Here is an 18,484-nt window from a genome sequence, read left to right as displayed (position 1 = left end):
TTGACTTGCCGCCTTTGGTTACGTCACGCCTCAATCAGCGCAACACGTTCAAGAGGTCCTGCACCATCGTATTCGCCGTCGTGATCACCTTGGTGTTGGCCGAATAGGCCTGCTGGGTCACGATCAGCTTGGTGAATTCGTCGGCGATGTCGGTGTTCGAGCCTTCCAGCGACGAGCCGCTGATCGAACCGGAAGCGCCATCGATCGCTGCGCCCGACTGTTCGGTCGCTGAGTATGCGCCGCCGTCCTGCGCCTTCAGGTAGTTGGTGCCGTTGAAGTGCGACAACGAGACCTGTGCGAGGTCGAGGTTCTGGCCGTTGGAGAAAGTCCCGACCACGAGGCCGTTGTTGTTGACGGCAACCGAGCGAAGCTGACCGGCGGCATAGCCGTTCTGGGTGATGGTGTTGATGGTGACCGCGCCGCTGGTGCTGGCATATTGCGTCAGTCCGCCCGAGGAGATGTTGAAAGAGACCGAGCCCAGCGATTGGCCGCTGACGCTGACGTTGTTGATGGTGATCCCCGAGCCGCTCGGCGAGGTTAGCGAGCCGTCGGCGGCAAAGGTGAAGGCCTGGCCGGTATTGACCCAGCCGACGGTCGTGCCGGTCGCATTCGGGTCGGTCTGGTAGAACATGTTCCAGCTATCGGCATGGCCCGCGCCCAGCGAGGCGCTGTCGGTCTTGGCCCAGCGCAATTGCAGGTTCACCGGCGTGCCGGCCGCGTTGTAGGCGGTCACCGCGCCACCGCTGATCGATTCCTTGGTGAAGGTGGCGATGTCATTGCCGATCACGCCGCCGGTACCGGCAACGCCACCACCGTCACGATTCTTGGTGATGGTCGAGGTGAAGCCGAGCGCGGCGAAGGCTGCGCTGTTGGAGCTCGCCACCGACAGGTTGGAAGCTGTGCCGGTGTTCAGCGTGATCACGCCGCCACTGCTGACCGACGACCCCGTTGCACCGGAGAGCGCGTCGATCTTGCCGAGCAGCATCGTGATGTTGTCGGTGACGTTGATTTGGTTCGGGCCTGACGCGCCGGCCGCCATGAAGGTCAGCGGCTGACCATTGACCGTGATGACGTCGCCGGCGGAGAAGCCCGATGTGATCACCTCGGCGCCGCCGGCCGCCGCCGCGCCGCTCAGCACCGTGGCGCCCGAGATTGCTGGGGAGGACAGCACGTTGCCGCCGCGCGTTACGCTGCTGATGCCGAGCGCCGTGGCTGCCTGGCCGCTACCAACCGGTACGTCGGTGCTGGTGCCGCTGGAGATCACGATGTTGCCGCTGGGGTTGAGCGATGCGGTAACGCCGGCGCCGCCGGCCAACTGGATCGCGGAGATGATGCTGGCCACCGTGGCCGTCGTGCCCGCGCCGAGACCGATCGTGGTATTGCTGCCGGCCGTCACGACAGTGGTGCCGCCGTTGAACGTGATCGTGTTGCCGTTGACGGTCAGCACCTGGCCGCTGAGCGCGGTGAGGGTGGTGGAGGCGAGATGCGTACCCAGGGCGTTGTCGAGCGAAGTTGTGGTCGATGCGACCGCCGCAGAGTTGTTCTGGAGCGCCGCTGTGCCGGTCGCCGTGGTCGACGAGTATGGTGAGCGAATATTGCCGGTCGCGGCAGCGCCGGACGTTGTGGCGTTTGCATACGGCGGAGGCGGCGTGCCGACCGGCAGCGGGTTGGCCGCGAAGTCCGATGGGTTCAGTCCGCCGGCCGCCAGCAGCGTCTTGGTCGCCGCCGTCGTGCTCGCCACGGTGTTCGGCTGGGTCGGCAGGTTGGCCGCGTACTGGATCGATGTGGTCGCCTGCGCCGGGATGAAGTTGTTCTGGAATTTCAGGACTGTCGCAACGTTGCCTTGCGGGTTGCCGGTCTTCGGGTCGACCGTGACACCCATCAAATAGTAGCCGGCGCCGTTGACCAGATTGCCGTTGGCATTGAGCTGGAAGTCGCCACGCCGCGTGTAATAGGTGACGCCGCTGAACACCGGCGCGTTGTCGACGACGCCCGTCGCCTTCTGGATCGAGAAGAAGCCGTCGCCGGTGATCGCCATGTTGGTGGCGACGCTGGAGCCCGAGATCGTACCCTGCGTGGTGATGGTGGCCTTGGCGTTGGCCGTCACGCCGCCCGCGACCTGCTTGCTCGGGACCGATGAGTCGGGAATGAGATCGACGAAGCTGGTGCCGATGCCCTTGTAAGCGGTGGTGGATGAGTTCGCGATGTTGCCGGAAATGTTCTGCAGCGCGTAGGACTGCGCCTGCAGGCCACCCACCGAGGTGTTCATTGCATCGAAGATACCCATAACTTTGTCTCCAGATCCGATCTCGGCGGCCGGTCGACCATGGCCGCAGTCGGAGGAGACTGTCGCAAGGGCTATGCCAATGCGGTTACTTTCACGAAATCAATGACTTAATGAAAAAGCCCCAGTCTGACGACCGGGGCACAATTGCCGGGACCGGCAACAATTGCCGGACGAAACCTAGGTTGCGGACGCCGCCGCGGGATGGAAGACCAGCCCGAAACCGTCGATGCAGTAGCGCAGTCCGGTCGGCTTCGGACCATCGTCGAAGACGTGGCCGAGATGGCCGCCGCAGCGCCGGCAATGCACCTCGGTCCGGAGCATGCCAAAGGTGCGATCCTCGGTCTTGCCGACATTGCCCTCGATCGGCTGGTAGAAGCTCGGCCAGCCCGTGCCGCTCTCGAATTTGGTGTCGGAGGCGAACAGCGGCAGGTCGCAGCCGGCGCAGGCGAAGATGCCCTTGCGGTGCTCCTTGAGCAGCGGGCTGGAGCCCGGCCGCTCGGTGCCCTCCTTGCGCAGGATCTCATATTGCTGCGGGGTGAGGCGGGCACGCCATTCGGCGTCCGTTTTCTCGATCTCGAATTTTTGCGCGGCTTTCTCTCCAGCCTCCGCGGGCGATGCTCTGAGCCAGCGGAAGGCCGCAAGGCCGAACAGGCCGGCGACGGTCGTCAACAGGATGCGGCGGTCAAACATCTCATTCTCCATGCGGGAGCGTCTACGCCCTGAGATACGGGCTCTCACGGCAGACGTTACACTTCCGGGCGGGATTTTTCTCGGGTCTCTTGCGGGCCGCTGTCGTCGCGCGAGACCGGTTCCGGGGCTGGTTCCGGGGCTGGTTCCGAGGCTGGTTCAATGGCTTCTGCCGCAGTTTTCGGCGGCTGGGTAAGCCGCGGCCTGACGCCTGACGGAGGCCGGCGCGGACCGGTGCCGGCGGCCCGGTTGGCTTCGGCGAGGCGTGTCTCGCGTTCTCTGTCCTTGACCCTGGCACGTTCACGATAGCGGGCAAGCGAGCCTGCGGCAGCGGAACTCGCCCTGCCCCAGATTCCGACCAGTTGGCCGGCAACCCGCCCCGTCGTTCCTCCCGCCCAGACCAGCTCGAACGGTGAGAACAGCTTCCAGCGATCGTCGCCCCACAGGATGCTGCGCGCGATCATCTGCCCGGCCATGGCCGAGGTGTTCATGCCCTGGCGGCCGAACCCGCTGGCCACCCACAGGCCTTTGCGCAACTGGCCGATCTGCGGCATGCCATGCACGGTCTGGCCGGTGGCGCCGCCGAAGGTCTCGGTGATTTCGACATTGCCGAGTTGGGGGAAGATGGACCGGATCCGCCGCTTGACGGCGCCCGCAAAGCGTTGTGGTCGCGCCGCCCAGGTGGTCTCCGGGCTCTCCCACATCAGGCGGTCGCCATCGACGATCCGGAAATGATCGACGCCGTCGGAATCCATCACCGATCCCTTGAAGGCGATGATCTCGTGCACGCGCTCGCCGAGCGGCGCGGTGATGCCGGCATAGCGCCAGACCGGCAGCAGCGTCTCCGACAGGCGCCGCAACGGCGCACCGAGATGGATGTTGCCGGCGAGCACGATATGGGTGGCGCGCAGCCGCGCCGAGGGCGTGACGATGCGCTTGCGGATGCCGGAATGATCGATGCTGACGACCGGCGTATCCTCGAAAATGCGCGCCCCCGCCCGCCGCGCCAGCGCCGCGAGGCCGTGCACATATTTGCGCCCGTCGACCTGGAACGCCCTCGGATAATACACGCCATGGAAGTAGTGATCGGTCTTGAGCACCTCGCGGACGCGATCGACCTGCCAGCCCTCGGCCTCGGTGTCGAAATCCTCGTTCAGCATTTGCAAGCGGCTGATCAGCCGGTCGCCGGCATCGACGTTGGAGACCTCGAGCACGCCGGCGGTCGGGCCGATCCCCGGCATGTTCTCTTCCGTGGCGTTGGCCCGGACGAACTCGGCGCCCGCTTTCGACAGCGTCCACAATTCCCGCGCGTCCTCGAATCCGATCCGCTCGATCAGCTCGGCTAGCGGCAGCGCGAAGCCCGGCATCACGGTGCCGAGTTGATTGCCGGAAGCGTTCCAGCCGATGTGGCGGCCCTCGAGCACCGCGACGCTGGCCCCCAGCCGGGCCGCCTCGAGCGCAATGGAGAGCCCTGCAAGCCCGGCCCCGATGACGCAAATGTCCGCATCGAGGTCGAACGACAGCCGCGCACGGTCGCGAAAGCCGGCTTCTTCCTGGGACACGCTTGTGAAAGTCTCGCTCATGTCGTTTCTTAAAGGACTGAGCGGCCGCTTGTCACCTTGTCCTCGACCAGCGCCTGTAGATTATCCTGGTCGTGTAACGATTCGAGAATGCCATGCGCCGTTTGCTGCTGCTGCGTCACGCCAAGACCGAGACCGACGCGCCGAGCGGCCGTGACCAGGACCGCCGGCTCGACGACCGCGGCCACAAGGATGCCGCCGAGATCGGCGACTGGATGGCCTCCCATCCCCCCTTTCCCGAGGCCGTGCTGGTATCGCATGCGGTCCGGGCCCGGCAGACCTGGGACATCGCCTGGGAGACCATGAAGGACCGCGTCGCCGCGCCGCAGGTCGAGATCCTGCCGGAACTCTACGCCGCCGATCCCGCCCAGATCCTGGAATCCATTCGCACTGCAACCGTCCCGGCCGACCCGAAGCAGTTGCTGGTGGTCGGCCACAATCCGGGCATGCACGAGATCGCCCTGATGCTGACGGGCGGCGGCGATCCCGCCGCCGCCAAGGCGCTCGCCGACAACCTGCCCACGTCGGGGCTTGCGATCTTCGACTTTGACGTCAAGGATTGGGGTGACGTGGCTTACCGCCGCGGCAAGCTGGTGCTGTTCGTCAGTCCGAGGTTGCTTCGAAGTTAAGGCTGCTTCGATCGGGTTGATCGCGCGACGTGCCGGCAAGACGTCCTGACTGGAAGATTTGGAGGCGCAGATGTTCAAGTCCATCCTCGTGCCCATCGACCTCGCCGACACCGATCTGGCCAAGCCGGCGATCGCGACCGCGGCAACGCTGTCACAGACCTGGAGCGGCGTGGTGCGCCTGCTCAACGTGCTGCCGATGACGCCGGTGATGCTGGCCGAATACGTGCCGGCCGATTTCGACGAACAGCAGCGCCAGACCTCGGAAGAAGCCCTCGCCATCGTCGCACGCGAGTCCGGCATCGAGCCTTCCCGCATCTCCAGCGTGGTGCGCCAGGGCGGCATCTATCACGAGATCCTGGAGGAAGCCGTGCACATGAAGGCCGAGCTGATCGTGATGACCTCGCACCGGCCGGCGATGCGCACCTATTTCCTCGGCTCCAATGCCGGGCATGTCGTGCGCTACGCAAAATGCTCGGTGCTGGTGGTGAGGCACTGAGGGTTGCGGCAAAACTCAGCATTGCAAGCAGCCAGGCTGTCGCCCGGATGAGCGAAGCGATACCCGGGGCAGCTCGTGTCACGATTTCCGGATGTCGCTTCGCTCATCCGGGCTACAAGCCCTTGCATTGCCTGACGGGCAAAACACCCAAGCAGCGGGTCAAAACCTGCCACGGAAAATATTCCACTTTACCGAAATTCGGAAACGGCGTATGTGTCGCGGCAACCCGGCCCAAGGAAGAGGGGCGTATCGCGATCGTCACGAACGCGGGCCGGACAGCGGCGGACGCGGGCCACACCGGTGCGAATGGCTTCGCAGGGCGGGCAACCGTGAGCGAAAGCGTCGCGCACACGACCGGTGTGATCAGCGTACGGCAAAACCGTGTCGTCCTGACGCCCGGGGTCTGTGCGTCAAGTCTTGTGGTGATGTGGCGGCCCGACCGGGTTCGCAGCATCAGCCATCCGCAAGGCGACGGGGGCAATAGTGCATCGCTCCCCGGGGAGAGCACGGCATAAGCCGTAAAACCGCTGCGCAGGGAAGGCCGGACGTTTTGGCTTCACCTGTATGCCGCTGTGCAAATTTCCTACTGCAACTTCGCACAGTGGACCGCGGGTGCCAGCCGGCGCCCGGTCTTCCCTGCGCCCTCTTTCAACTGAGGGCAAGGCGATGAAGCAAAGCTCGGGCGAAACAAGCCGCGAGAGGGCGAAGGTGTGCCTGCGATGAAGGCGCGAGCTAAAGGAGCGACAGTGCTACCCCCAAACGCCGTCATTGCGAGCGCAGCGAAGCAATCCAGAGTCTTTCCGAGGTGGGATTCTGGATTGCGTCGCTGCGCTCGCAATGACGATGTTGAAACAGGTGTGCCCGAAAACTCAGTCTCGTCGGCTCCGCGCAGCAGCGTCAGAACGCTGCAGCGCGTCCGGGACACGAGCGAAGCGCTTACAGATACCGCGTCAGCTCTGCTTTGGCCTGGCCGTAGACCGCGTCCTCGATCTGGCTGCGCGTGATCCCGATGTCGCGCAAGGCCCGGTCATCGAGGTCGTTCAGCGTCTTGACGGCGGAGCGTTGCTCCAGGCGGTCGAACAGCGCATAGGCGCCGTTGGCCAGCTTGCGGAAAAATCCGTCCGACGAGGATGAGCGTAAACTCCGCCCGGCGGTCTGCGAGATCGTGGTCATTGTCCTTCTCCGGCCTGTTGTCCACGCGGCGAAGCGGATGCCGTTGGCGCAAGCGCCCGAGCGCCTGCACCTCATTTGCCTTCGGATTGCTCTCGCTCTCCTCGGCTCAATCGTGAAGCTTGATGGAACTTAAATGCTCCACTACACTACTCGGAGCAAGTGAAACATTGCTCTCGGTGCAATAATGTCCAAGTTCGAATACGTGAAGCTTGCCGATGCCATTGCTCTCGATATCTCTAACGGCACGTTAAGACCGGGCGATCGGCTGCCGCCGCAGCGCAATTTTGCCTATGACCGTGGCATCGCGGTCTCGACCGCGAGCCGGGTTTATACGGAGTTGCTCCGCCGCGGCCTCGTCGTCGGCGAAGTCGGCCGCGGCACCTTCATCTCCGGCGCCATCAGGCGCGAGGTCGAGGCGCTGAGCGAGCCGCGCGACGCGCGGATCGATTTCGAGGTCAATTATCCGCTGCTGCCGCAGCAATGGGCGATGATCGCCAAGAGCCTTGCGGGCCTCGAACGCGTCGACGCGCTAGAATCCGCACTGCGCGTCTCCACCAGCACCGGCACCAAGAGCGCGCGCAATGCAGCCGCCGCCTATCTCGCGCGCAAGGATTTCGCGCCGCAGGCCGAGCAGATCGTCTTCACCGCCAACGGCAAGCAGTCGCTCGCGGCCGCCCTCGCAGCCCTCGTTCCCACCGGCGGCCGCTGCGGCGTCGAGGCGCTGACCTATCCTTACGTCAAGAGCATCGCCGCGCGGCTCGGCGTGACGCTGGTCCCGATACCGATCGACGAATTTGGCGCGCGCCCCGACGCCATCCAGAAGGCGCATCGCGAGGCGCATCTGTCGGCGCTGTATCTCCAGCCCATCATCCAGAACCCGCTCGGCGTCACCATGAACGCGACACGGCGCGCGGACATCATGCGCGTCGCCGAGAAACTCGATCTCACCATCATCGAGGACGCCGTCTACGGCTTCCTGGCCGACGACACGCCGCTGGCCGCGCTCGGACCCGACCGCTGCATCGTGATTGACAGCCTGTCCAAGAAGGTCGCGCCGGGCCTCGCGCTCGGCATCCTGGTCGCGCCGCCACGATTGCGTGAGAGCGTGATGAGCGCGGTCCGCACCGGCGGCTGGATCGCGTCCGGCCATGCGCTGGCGTCCGGGCAGCGGCTGATGGCAGACGGCACCGTCGCCGAGCTGACGCGGCTGAAACGCGTCGACGCCGCGCGCCGCCAGCAGGCTGCGGCAAGGCTGCTCGCCGGCTACCAGCTCGCCGCCGATCCGCGCTCCTATCACCTCTGGCTCACGCTGCCGGCACACTGGCGCTCGCAGACCTTCGTCGCCGCAGCAGCCCGGCGCGGCATCGCGCTGACACCGTCCTCGACCTTCGCGATCGCCCATGGTCACGCGCCGAACGCAGTGCGGCTCGCGCTCGCCCCGCCCTCGTTCGAGCAGCTCGATTCCGGCCTGCGCACGATCGCGTCGCTGCTCGGCACCAAGGAAGAGGATTTCGACTCGACGGAGTAGCTAAAGCGTTCTCGAGCGAAGTGGGTACCGGTTCGCGTCAAGAAAACGCGTCAAGCAGGCCTCGGGCCATTCCGCGATGAAGCCCCTCGCCTTGTAAGGCTCGATCTTGTCCCATTCGTGCAGCATGCGGCGGCGAAATTCGGGATCGGTGTGCCAGAGCGCGCGCGGCGTCGCAAAGCTGTCGACCGTGAGCAGCATTTTCTCGACCTCCGGCCAGTGCCGGTGCAGCGTCATCGGATAGCGCCGCGCGGTCCAGGTGTTGCCGAGGCAGATCACGCTGCGGACATTGTGCAGCCCGAGCGCCGCGTCAATGATCGGCAGCGAGAGGATCACGTTCTCGCCGGTGTTTCGGGCACGATGTTCCTCGAGAATTCGGTCGGCCGGAATGCCCGCCGCGACCATCGCCGCCTTGATGATCATGCACTCGGATTGCTCCGAGCCCGCCGTCACGCCGCCGCTGACAATCGACCAGCGGAAATAGCCTTGGCGCCATAGTCGCGCCGCCGTATCGGCCCGCAGCGTGACGTCCTCTCGGGTGCCGAACATGAACAGGAGGTCCGCCGGCTGCAGCGGCGTATCGATCAGATGTGCGCGGTTGATCTCGGAGATCTCATCCGCCGAAGGCCTACGCGTGCCGCGGTCCATGGTTGACATGGCAGCACGATGCGATACCGCCGCAACGGCGCGAAGTCACGTTTGGTTGCGGCCCATTGCACCCAAGGCAGCAAGGCTATTTAGGGCAGCAAGGCGCTCGGCACGCGATCGAAGCTGTAGCTCCGCGGCTGGTTGCGCCGGACGAACCCGCCGATCTGCCAGGCGAACAGCGCGGCAAAGCCGATGATGAACAGCGCCCCGGCGAATTCGCCGATCGCGAGCGCGCGGATCAGGAGCCCCGTCATCGCCACTGCAAGCACCGCAAGAAAAGCCAGCATTGTCGCGTAGGTCCTGCGGCCGAGGCCCGCGGTCAATTCGGCGCGGCTGCCGGCCTGCGCCATGCGCGCGTGCAACGCGACGATGAAGTCGCGAAAACCATTGTCCTGCGGCGCCATCAGGGCCGCGGTTTGCCAGCTCGTCGAGAGGATCGCGATACGGCCGCCACCGGTGTGGCTGACATCGGCGCGAAAGCGGTGCTGCTGCATCGACACCGGGCGGAACGACAGCCGGATTGCACTGATCTCGTCATAACGCCACAGGGCCGAACGGCCGCCGATGTGCCAGGACAGCCCCTCCTCCGTCAGTTCGAAGCGATGCGCCGAGCCGATCAGCGACGCCTTGTAGGCGTAGCTCGCGCCCGCAGCCGCCTCAGCTCCCGAATCCTGCATCTTCACAATCGATCCAATCCGGGCGATCCCATCTGCGATCCGCTTGCGTGAGCGCCCTGCCCCATCCTACAAGCGGGACATGGCTGAGACGATTTTTTTTCCGCGCCGCCTGATTCTCGGCGCCGCCGTGATCTCGGGCGTGCTGCTCGCGCTCGCCGTGCACATGCTGGGCGCGCGCTACGGGCTCGACCTCGGCGGCCTCTGGCACTCGGATACGCACGAGTTCATACCGGCGGGCGCGGCGATCGCCTGGTGGCTGATCGCCTCCGTCGGCTTCTCCGGCGGCTATTTCACGGCGACATTGATGCAGAGCGCCGTCTCGGGCCAGATCCCGCAACGGATGCGGCAATTCCTGATCGCGGTCGGCGTGCTGCTGCTTGCGGGCGCAGGCCAGGTGGCCTCGGCGCCGAGCCCGGTGCCGACGGTCTCGGGCGTGCTGGCGGGGATTGCCGCGCTAGGCCTCGGTGCCGTGATGGCGTTCTGCGGCGCGCATTTCGCACTGCGCCGCGGCTAACCTCAGGCGGTCGCGCGCAACGGCGGTCGGTCCAGCATGATCGCGACATCGGCAGCGGGCCGCGGCTTGCTGAACAGATAGCCCTGCGCCTGGGTGCAGCCTTCGCGCCGGAGCAGCTCGAGCTGCGCGTCGTTCTCCACCCCCTCAGCCGTGGTGACGATGCCGAGGCTCCGGCCCAGCCCGGTCACGGCGCGGATGATCGCCATGGAATCCTCACGCGTCGCGAGTTCCGACACGAAGGAGCGGTCGATCTTGATCTTGTCGAAGGGGAAGCTGCGCAGATAACTCAGCGATGAATAGCCGGTGCCGAAATCGTCGAGCGAGATGCGTACGCCCATGGCGCGGAGGTCGTGCAGCGTGGCCAGCGTCGCCTCGCTGTTCTGGAGCAGCACGGATTCGGTGATCTCGAGCTCGAGACGGCGCGCGTCGAGTCCGGACGCGACCAGCGCCTCGGTCACGGATGCGATCAGGTTCGGATTCTTGAACTGCACCGGCGACAGGTTGACGGCGACGTCGACATCGTCGGGCCAGGTGGCCGCGTCGGTGCAGGCGGAGCGCAGCACGAATTCGCCGAGCTGGATGATCAGTCCGGTCTCTTCGGCCAGCGGAATGAAGTTCATCGGCGCGATCAGGCCGCGCTCTGGATGGTTCCAGCGCAGCAGCGCCTCGAACGCGACGACGCGACCGCTGACGACGTCGCGGATCGGCTGATAGTAAGCCTCGAACTCGTCGCGTTGCAGGGCGGCGCGCAGGTCCATCTCCAGCAGACGCCGCGCCTGCGCGCGCGCATCCATGCCGGTCTCGAAGAACCGATAGGTGCCGCGGCCGTCAGCCTTGGCGCGATACAGCGCGAGGTCGGCGTTCTTCAACAGCTCGTCGGGATTGCTGCCGTCCTGCGGCGACAGCGAGATGCCGATCGAGACGCCGATGATGATCTGATGGTCGTCGATCTCATAGGGCGCCGAGATCACCTCGACCAGGCGGCCGGCAAGGGATCTTGCCGCGGTTTCCTCCGAACGTCCGATCTGAACCACGGCGAACTCGTCGCCCCCGAGCCGCGCCACCGTGTCGCTCTCGCCGACGGTGGCCTTCAGCCTGCGCCCGACCTCCTTGAGCAGCGCGTCGCCGATGGGATGGCCGAGCGAGTCGTTGATGTCCTTGAAGTGATCGAGATCGAGACAAAGCACCGCGAGCTGGTCGCCCGATCTGGTCCGGCGCAGTCCCTGCACGAGCTGCTCGTGGAACAGCACACGGTTCGGCAGGCTGGTCAGCGCGTCATGGCGGGCCATGTGCGAGATCTTGGCCTGGGCCTCCAGCCATTCGGTGATGTCCTCGAAGGTCGCGACCCATCCGCCGCCCTGCATCGGCTGGTTCACGACCCGGATGGAGCGGCCGAACCTGGTCACGACGTCCGTCGTGGTGCGGCTCTCGCGCGCGTCGGCGACGAGGCGGGCGAAGAATTCGCCGGCATCGCCCTGCCACTGACCCTTCGCCTGCTCCTCTCGCAGCACGTCGACGAGCAGCCGGCCAGTGAGCAGGATGTCGGTGCGGCCGAGCATCGCGGCATAGCGCTCGTTGAACAGGATGATCTTGCCGTCCGCATCGAACATGCACAGTCCCTGCGACATGTTCTCGAGCGCCGTGTCCAGCACGATCCGCTGGCGGCCCAATTCGCCCTTGGCGCGGCGGTCGAGCAGCGCGGCCACGAGCGCAATCGCGATGATCGCGACCGCGGCACCCGCTGTGAAGAAGGATAACGAGGCCGCCGGGATCGATAACCCGCTGGTCGCGAGCGTCGGATCCGGCGTCAGAACGACGGCGCCCATTGCGGTGAAATGATGTGCGACGATGGCGACCGTCAGCAGGGTGCTCGCGGTTAGCGCATGGAACAGGTCGTCGCGCCGCGCAGCGACAAACAGCGCGAGCGCCGCAAAGACAATTCCGAACAGCACCGAGGCGGCAACCGTGCTCCCGATCCAGTCGACGCGTGCCGGCATCTCCAGCGCCGCCATGCCGGTATAATGCATCGTCGCGACCGCGGTGCCGACGATGGCGCCGCCGAGCACGATCCACGGCGCGCGCGCGGAGGATGCCGCCAGACTCAGCCCCACGAAGGTTAAGGAGATCGCGAAGATCAGCGAAAGGATCGTCACCGGGATGTTGTAGGCGCCGGCGCCGCCCGGCCCGTAGGCGAGCATCGCAATGAAATGCGTCGCCCAGATGCCGCATCCGCTGACGGCGGCATCCAGGGCGATCCAGACCAGGCGCCCGGAGCCGTGCGTCGCGCGCGCCCGGTGAAACAGGCTGATCGCCGCCGCGCTTGCGAGAAGGCACACCGCGCCGCCAAGCGCGACGAGCCGCCAGTCGTGCTCCTCGGTGAGACAGTAGAGAACTTGATACATTGCGGGCCCCTATCGACCCGCACTTGAACCGACAGAGATGGACAGTCGGTAACCGGCTACGCGCCTGTTTCGGGGATGGTGAACGGAAGCTGTGTGCATTCGCTCGGATTGTTCATCCGCGCGCCGGCGCGCCGAGGCCGATCACGGCGGCGGCGAGCAGCAGCACGGCCGCCGACACGACCAGCGACAGGTGCAGGCCCGTCATGAACGCGCCCTCCGAGGCCACCAGCGAGCCGAACAGCGCGACGCCGAGCACGCTCCCGGTTTGTCGCGTCGCGTTCAGCACGCCCGCAGCGATACCGGAGCGTGCCTTCTCGACGCTGCCCAACAAGGTCGAGGTCAGCGGCGGCACCAGCAGCCCAAGTCCGCTGCTGATCGCGATCATCTGCGCAAAGATCGCCCAATAGCTCGTGCCGGCTTCGATCCAGAGCAGGCCGACGCAACCGAGCGCCGAGACGCAGGCGCCGACGACGATGGTCGGGCACGGGCCGATACGCTCGGCGAGGCGCGGCGCCAGCAGATTGACCGGCAGCACCACGCCCATCATCGGCACGAAGGCGAGACCGGTCCACCATGCCGACAGCCCGTTGATCCTCTGGAAATACAGGCTGAGCACGAAGATCAGGCCGTAGATCGCGATGTTGACGAGCAGGCCGACGAGCGAGGTCAGCGCGAACAGCCGGTGGCTGAACAGCGACAGCGGCAACATCGGCTGTGCCGCACGGCTCTCGCGCCAGACGAAAAGCACGGCGAGAATTGCGGCTGCGACGAAGGCCGCGACCACGGCTGGATGGTCCCAGCCAAGCGCGCCACCTTCGATGATCGCGCCGGCGAGCGCCCCCAGCGCACCAATCGCCGCGAGCTGGCCCGGCAGATCGATCTCGCGCGAGCGCGCCCGCGTGGTTTCGCTGGCGTAACGCCAGCTCAGCCACAGGCCAACAAGCCCGACCGGCAGATTGACCAGGAAGATCGCACGCCAGCCGACCAGCGTGATCAGCGCGCCGCCGACGAAGGGGCCGGCAGTGAGCGCGAGGCTCGCACCGGCGGCCCAGATTGCAACGGCGCGGCCGCGCTCGCGGTCGTCCGGATAGGCATGATTGAGCAGGGCAAGAGAGTTCGGCACCAGGATCGCCGCCGCCAGGCCCTGGACCAGCCGCGCCCCAATCAGCACGGTCGCATTGGGCGACAACGCGCAGGCGAGCGAGGCCACGGTGAAGATGGCGAATCCCGCCATGAAGACGCGCTTGGCGCCGATGCGGTCGCCGAGCGCGCCGGCCGTCAGGATGAACGCGGCAAACGCAATGGTGTAGGCGCTGACCACCCATTGCAGCTCGGCGACGCCGCCTCCGAGCGTCCTGCCCATCGCATCGAGCGCGGTGTTGACGATGGTGACGTCAAGCTGCACCACGCCATAACCAAGGCTCATCGCGGCAAGAGTGAGGGATGTCGCAAGGCGCGAGCCGGCATGCGGCGCGCCGGCTCCGAAGGCTTCGTATTTGACGGTGCTTACTCGCATGCTGCCATCTCGGTTGCAGCCCCATGCGAACGATACGCTTCCAACCCGCCGTCATGTTACGACAACGATCGAATGATGAATGCATGATGGATATGTGATGCGCGCGCGTCGCGCGGACGACCGCGCGACGCTCTGTCCTGATCCAGGCCGCGCCTGGCCCTAGCTCGCCGCGCGCAGGTTCACCTTGCTCTCGGCAAGCGTAGTCAGCTTCTTGTCGGTCGCTTTCTCTTCTTCCAACGTCTTGGCGAGCACGCTGGCGCAGTCGTTGCGGCCGAGTTGCTTCGCCCAGGCGATCAGACTGCCGTAGCGGACGATCTCGTAATGCTCCGCCGCCTGTGCCGCGTTGATCAGCGCGGCGTCGAGCACCGCCTTGTCGGCGACTTCGCCGGCGGTCTCGTCGGCTTCCTCGATGATGCCGTCGATCGCCGGGCAATCGACCGCCTTCACCTGCGCACCGTGCATCTTGAACACTTCCTCGAGGCGCTTCACGTGCTCCTTGGTTTCTTCGAGGTGCGTCAAAAAGCCCTGCTTCAGCTGCGGATCGGTCGCCTTATCCGCCATTTTCGGCAGAGCCTTGGTGAGCTGCTGCTCGGCGTAATAGATGTCCTGGAGCTGATGCACGAACAGGTCGTTCATGGTTTTGATGTCTTTTGTGAACAATCCCATCGGTCCAATCCTCTCGGGTTGTGGGAACACGGAGGCACCGGCTTGCAGGAGAAGCCGGTTATTCCGCCATGTTCGATTGCTGATGCGGCACTAACCAGCGCGCGGCATCGTCGTTCCAAAAAAGCCCGCATCCCTTGCGCTGGAACAATGTTGGCCGTGCAGGATCTGAGACCATGTCACGGACGGACGCGACCGATCCCACGACTCATATGCTTAACGCGCGTCCGATGTGAACCGCGTATGACAAAGTGGCTGGTCCAAGCTGGTCCAAGGCAGAACCTATCCTTGTCAAGGGCTGCACAAGTCACTGTTTTTGCCTTAAATGAGCTACATCATGCCTAGCGATCCAAGCCCACATCGGGCACTGATCGCATCCGACCGGCCAATGTCTGGCCTGGTCGGTCTTGCCCCCCGCCGGGAGGATGAATGCACGGACTGCTGACCGCGCTGAAGCGCGGCTTCAAGAGATGGATCGGCTGGCGGCGACTCGGCGTTGCGGCGAGCGTCTTCATCATTGCGTTCGCGATCACCACGCTGGTACGGACGCTCAAGGGCATCGACACCGGGGTCATCCTGACCGCGTTGACCGAGATCCCCCGCGGTAACATCGGGCTGGCGGCGATCTGCGTATGCTTCGCGTTCTGTACGCTGACCTTCTACGATTTTTTTGCACTGCGAACGATCGGCAAGAAGCACGTGCCCTATCGCATCGCAGCGCTCTCCAGCTTCACATCGTATTCGATCGGCCACAATATCGGCGCCACCGTCTTCACCGGCGGCGCGATCCGCTTCCGGATCTATTCGGATTACGGGCTGAATGCGATCGATGTCGCAAAAATCTGCTTCCTGTCGGGCCTGACCTTCTGGCTCGGTAACATCTTCGTGCTCTCGATCGGCATGGCCATCCATCCGGATGCCGCCTCCTACATGGATCAGCTGCCGTCGTCGATCAACCGGCTGATTGCGCTCGGCGGCCTCGCCTCGATCGGCGCGTATCTGGTCTGGCTGTGCATGGGCGAGAAGCGCCGCGAGCTGGGCCAGAAGGGCTGGAAGGTGGTGCTGCCGTCAGCGCCGCTGACGCTGGTGCAGATCCTGATCGGCGTCGTCGATCTCGGATTCTGCGCGCTGGCGATGTACCTTCTGGTGCCGGCCACGCCGCAGATCGACTTCCTGTCGCTCTCCGTGGTGTTCATTTTGGCGACATTGCTCGGCTTTGCCAGCCACGCCCCCGGTTCGCTCGGCGTGTTCGACGCCGCCATGCTGGTGGCGCTGCCGGAGTTCGGCCGCGAGCAGCTTCTGGCCACGCTCCTTGTCTTCCGCATTCTCTATTTCGTGATCCCGTTCGGACTGGCCATCTCCATCATGGGCACACGCGAGCTCTGGATGAATGTGGTGGAGCCCTGGCAGGAGCGCCGAAGGCTGGCGGAGGCCTGCGCGCAGGCCAACCTGCCCAAGCAGGTGGCAGCGATTGAGCGCGAGCGGTCGCTGCGGCAGGCCAGCAAACGCTGAGCATGATGCGGAAAAGTGCGAAGCGGTTTTCCGGAAAGATCATGCTCCAACGATAGTCCGCTAGACGCCGGCCAGCAAAACCGTCAGACCGATGTTGCAGGCGGAGAGCAGCTCTCTTATTTCCGCCTCAACTTTGCCGTTGAAAATGCGGGCCATGATCCTTGTATCCCTTCGCCGTTTCCTCGCTGGTGCCCTGCTGCTCGCCGGGCTCCTCACCGCCCTGCCGCTGGAGCGGGCGGCCGCGCAGGACGCGGGCGCCATGCAGATCAGCTGGGAGGTGCGCAACCGCTTCCGGCTGTTCCGCGAAGAGCGCGACTTCCTGCTCCATGTCGAGAACGCACGTAACCGCAGCATCCTCGCCGCCGAGCAATCGCTGGAGCTCCAGAGCGAGGGCCGCGGCTGGGCCCGGAACATGGTCAACCGGCTCTGCATCGACCTCCAGGGCCGGGTCAACCAGCCCTGCACCCGCGACAACACGAAGGAAAACTACCTCACCCCCCTCGACCATCCCGTCACCGTGCGTCTCGCCGGCGCGGTGCCGGTCGGCGCCACCTGCGCCTGGTCGTTCGACGACGGCGACGGGCCGCAACAATCCACCTTCGACTGCGCCGAGCCGATCAATCTGCGGGTCCGCTACGGCAAGCAGACGGTCGCGAGCGTCGACGTCTCCTCCGGCTCCGATCCGACCCAGCGGGTCCAGACCGAGATCCAGGTCCGCGACATCTTCGTCGCTGGCCTCGGAGACAGCATCGCCTCGGGCGAAGGCAATCCGGACCGGCCGCTGGCGCTGTCGGACGAAGGTTTTTGCTTCCGCTCCTATCTCGGCACCGCCGGCGCGCAGTATTACCGGCCGAGCCGCGCCGGCTTCAAGGGCGGCCGCGCCTGCGAAGCGCCGGATACGCTTGCCAACTGGCAGCGCTACAGCGCGCTCTGGTTCAACTCGCCCTGCCATCGATCGCTCTACAGCTACCAGGCCCGCACCGCGCTGGCGCTCGCGGTACGCTACACCCACGTCGCGGTGACGTTTCTGCCGCTCGCCTGCACTGGCGCCAGCATCAGCGACGGGCTGCTCGGCTCGCAGCGTGCCCGTGAATGCCCGCCCGGCAAGACCGGCGTCTGCAACATCAGCGTGAACGCACAGGTCGCCGAGCTGCGCGAGGCGCTCACCGCTGCCAGGAAACGGCAGCCAGAGCGCACGCTCGACCTCGTGCTGCTCTCGGTCGGCGCCAACGACGTCTATTTCTCCGGCCTCGTCGCCGACGTGATCGTCGAGACCGCAACCGAGCGCGCGATATTCCGGCGCTCCGGCGTGATGGCGAGCGTCGATGATTCCCGAGATGCGCTGGCGCGCGAACTGCCGCAGAATTTCGTCAAGCTACGCGAGGCGCTGAAGCCGCTGGTCGGTGGCGACCTCTCGCATGTGGTCTACGTCTCCTACGCCAACCCGGCGCTCGCCGATGGCGGCGTGCCTTGCCGCGGCGGCCGCGCCGGCTTCGACATCCATCCGTCCTTCAACGCCGATCCGCAGCGCCTCGCCCGCGTGTCGACCTTCGTCGACACCGAATTCCTGCCGCAACTGAAGGGGCTCGCTACCTGCACCCGCGGCGCGCTGTGCCGCGATCCCGAGGCCGACCGCATGACCTTCGTGGATTCGCATCAGGCGGCGTTCGCCGATCACGGCTTCTGCGCGCATTCGGGCAACGATCCCGAATTCGACCGCACCTGCTTTGCCGAGAACGGCCAGAGCTTCAATCCTGACATCGTGAGCGCGGCGAGCCAGCCGATGCTGTGCGGCCGCGGCGCCTCCGAATTCCGCGCCTATCTGCCGCGCGCGCGCTGGATCCGCGACGCCAATGACAGCTATTTCGCCGCGATGACCTATCCGCAAGGCTTGCCGGCAGCAAGCCAGCCGACTGACATCCACGACGCGACCTGGGGCGTGCTCTCCGCCGTCTATGGCGGCGCCGTGCATCCGAGCGCCGAAGGCCACGCCGCGATGGCGGACGCGGCACTGCCGGCCGCAAGCGCCGTGCTGGGGCTGGATGCGGCACCGCCGGGCGTGACACGCGGGCTGCTCGCGCCGCTGCTGCCGGCGGCGCAGCAGTAGGCACCTGCGCCAAAATGGCGCAGGCGACCTCTCCGGCCTAAATTGAATGCACGACTTCGCCAATGCAC

Annotated in this window: 16 protein-coding genes; 7 read left to right on the top strand and 9 right to left on the bottom strand. The window is 65.6% G+C overall.

All coding sequences use genetic code 11. From position 1 onward, the window contains the following. Positions 1 to 34: 34 nt before the first annotated feature. From IVB40_RS12275 to IVB40_RS12265, 3 genes are all read right to left on the bottom strand, one after another. Entirely contained in the window at positions 35 to 2,287 is a 2,253-nt protein-coding gene (locus tag IVB40_RS12275; RefSeq protein ID WP_027566879.1) for a flagellar hook-basal body complex protein, read from the bottom strand. 177 nt (positions 2,288 to 2,464) lie between these two features. Beyond that, positions 2,465 to 2,977, bottom strand: coding sequence for a peptide-methionine (R)-S-oxide reductase MsrB (msrB, locus tag IVB40_RS12270; RefSeq protein WP_247818938.1), 513 nt, complete (start codon positions 2,975 to 2,977; stop codon positions 2,465 to 2,467). Positions 2,978 to 3,033: 56 nt separating this feature from the next. After that, a complete protein-coding gene (locus IVB40_RS12265; RefSeq protein WP_247818937.1) occupies positions 3,034 to 4,557 on the bottom strand; it encodes an FAD-binding oxidoreductase in 1,524 nt (507 codons plus the stop codon). A 92-nt stretch (positions 4,558 to 4,649) separates the two neighbouring features. Here IVB40_RS12265 and IVB40_RS12260 point away from each other — a divergent pair, with 92 nt between their 5' ends. From IVB40_RS12260 to IVB40_RS12250, 3 genes are all read left to right on the top strand, one after another. Next, positions 4,650 to 5,183, top strand: coding sequence for a histidine phosphatase family protein (locus tag IVB40_RS12260; protein WP_247287367.1), 534 nt, complete (start codon positions 4,650 to 4,652; stop codon positions 5,181 to 5,183). Between the two features lie 70 nt (positions 5,184 to 5,253). Beyond that, positions 5,254 to 5,679: a universal stress protein gene (locus IVB40_RS12255; protein ID WP_007602088.1), complete on the top strand. Its 426-nt coding sequence runs from the start codon at positions 5,254 to 5,256 to the stop codon at positions 5,677 to 5,679. A 47-nt stretch (positions 5,680 to 5,726) separates the two neighbouring features. Then, positions 5,727 to 6,194, top strand: a complete 468-nt coding sequence (locus tag IVB40_RS12250; protein WP_247818936.1) for a hypothetical protein — start codon at positions 5,727 to 5,729, stop codon at positions 6,192 to 6,194. Positions 6,195 to 6,615: 421 nt separating this feature from the next. Here the strand turns inward: IVB40_RS12250 and IVB40_RS12245 are convergent, their stop codons facing one another. Next, entirely contained in the window at positions 6,616 to 6,852 is a 237-nt protein-coding gene (locus tag IVB40_RS12245; RefSeq protein WP_027566875.1) for a DUF1127 domain-containing protein, read from the bottom strand. 184 nt (positions 6,853 to 7,036) lie between these two features. Here IVB40_RS12245 and IVB40_RS12240 point away from each other — a divergent pair, with 184 nt between their 5' ends. Beyond that, positions 7,037 to 8,380: a PLP-dependent aminotransferase family protein gene (locus tag IVB40_RS12240; protein ID WP_247287368.1), complete on the top strand. Its 1,344-nt coding sequence runs from the start codon at positions 7,037 to 7,039 to the stop codon at positions 8,378 to 8,380. Here IVB40_RS12240 and IVB40_RS12235 read toward each other — a convergent pair whose 3' ends face one another. Further along, positions 8,381 to 9,034, bottom strand: a complete 654-nt coding sequence (locus tag IVB40_RS12235) for a YdcF family protein (protein WP_247818935.1) — start codon at positions 9,032 to 9,034, stop codon at positions 8,381 to 8,383. Positions 9,035 to 9,114: 80 nt separating this feature from the next. Next, entirely contained in the window at positions 9,115 to 9,702 is a 588-nt protein-coding gene (locus IVB40_RS12230; RefSeq protein WP_247818934.1) for a hypothetical protein, read from the bottom strand. Between the two features lie 79 nt (positions 9,703 to 9,781). Between IVB40_RS12230 and IVB40_RS12225 the strand changes: the two genes are divergently transcribed. Continuing rightward, complete coding sequence (locus IVB40_RS12225; protein ID WP_027566871.1) at positions 9,782 to 10,216, top strand: hypothetical protein; 435 nt, start codon at positions 9,782 to 9,784, stop codon at positions 10,214 to 10,216. Between the two features lie 2 nt (positions 10,217 to 10,218). On the opposite strand, the gene IVB40_RS12220 is transcribed toward IVB40_RS12225, so the two are convergent. From IVB40_RS12220 to IVB40_RS12210, 3 genes are all read right to left on the bottom strand, one after another. Next, complete coding sequence (locus tag IVB40_RS12220) at positions 10,219 to 12,618, bottom strand: EAL domain-containing protein (RefSeq protein WP_027566870.1); 2,400 nt, start codon at positions 12,616 to 12,618, stop codon at positions 10,219 to 10,221. Positions 12,619 to 12,730: 112 nt separating this feature from the next. Beyond that, the gene (locus IVB40_RS12215) at positions 12,731 to 14,134 is read right to left on the bottom strand and encodes an MFS transporter (RefSeq protein ID WP_247818933.1); all 1,404 of its coding nucleotides are present in this window, start codon (positions 14,132 to 14,134) and stop codon (positions 12,731 to 12,733) included. A gap of 159 nt (positions 14,135 to 14,293) precedes the next feature. Continuing rightward, complete coding sequence (locus tag IVB40_RS12210) at positions 14,294 to 14,800, bottom strand: ferritin-like domain-containing protein (RefSeq protein WP_247818932.1); 507 nt, start codon at positions 14,798 to 14,800, stop codon at positions 14,294 to 14,296. A 426-nt stretch (positions 14,801 to 15,226) separates the two neighbouring features. On the opposite strand from IVB40_RS12210, the gene IVB40_RS12205 reads away from it, so the two are divergent. Both IVB40_RS12205 and IVB40_RS12200 read left to right on the top strand, forming a co-directional pair. Beyond that, the gene (locus IVB40_RS12205; protein WP_027566867.1) at positions 15,227 to 16,309 is read left to right on the top strand and encodes a YbhN family protein; all 1,083 of its coding nucleotides are present in this window, start codon (positions 15,227 to 15,229) and stop codon (positions 16,307 to 16,309) included. Between the two features lie 154 nt (positions 16,310 to 16,463). Continuing rightward, entirely contained in the window at positions 16,464 to 18,416 is a 1,953-nt protein-coding gene (locus tag IVB40_RS12200; protein ID WP_247818931.1) for a hypothetical protein, read from the top strand. The last annotated feature ends 68 nt before the right edge of the window (positions 18,417 to 18,484 follow it).

Source organism: Bradyrhizobium sp. 40, assembly GCF_023100925.1.
GTDB lineage: Bacteria > Pseudomonadota > Alphaproteobacteria > Rhizobiales > Xanthobacteraceae > Bradyrhizobium.
This window is presented reverse-complemented; position numbering and strand designations above follow the sequence as displayed.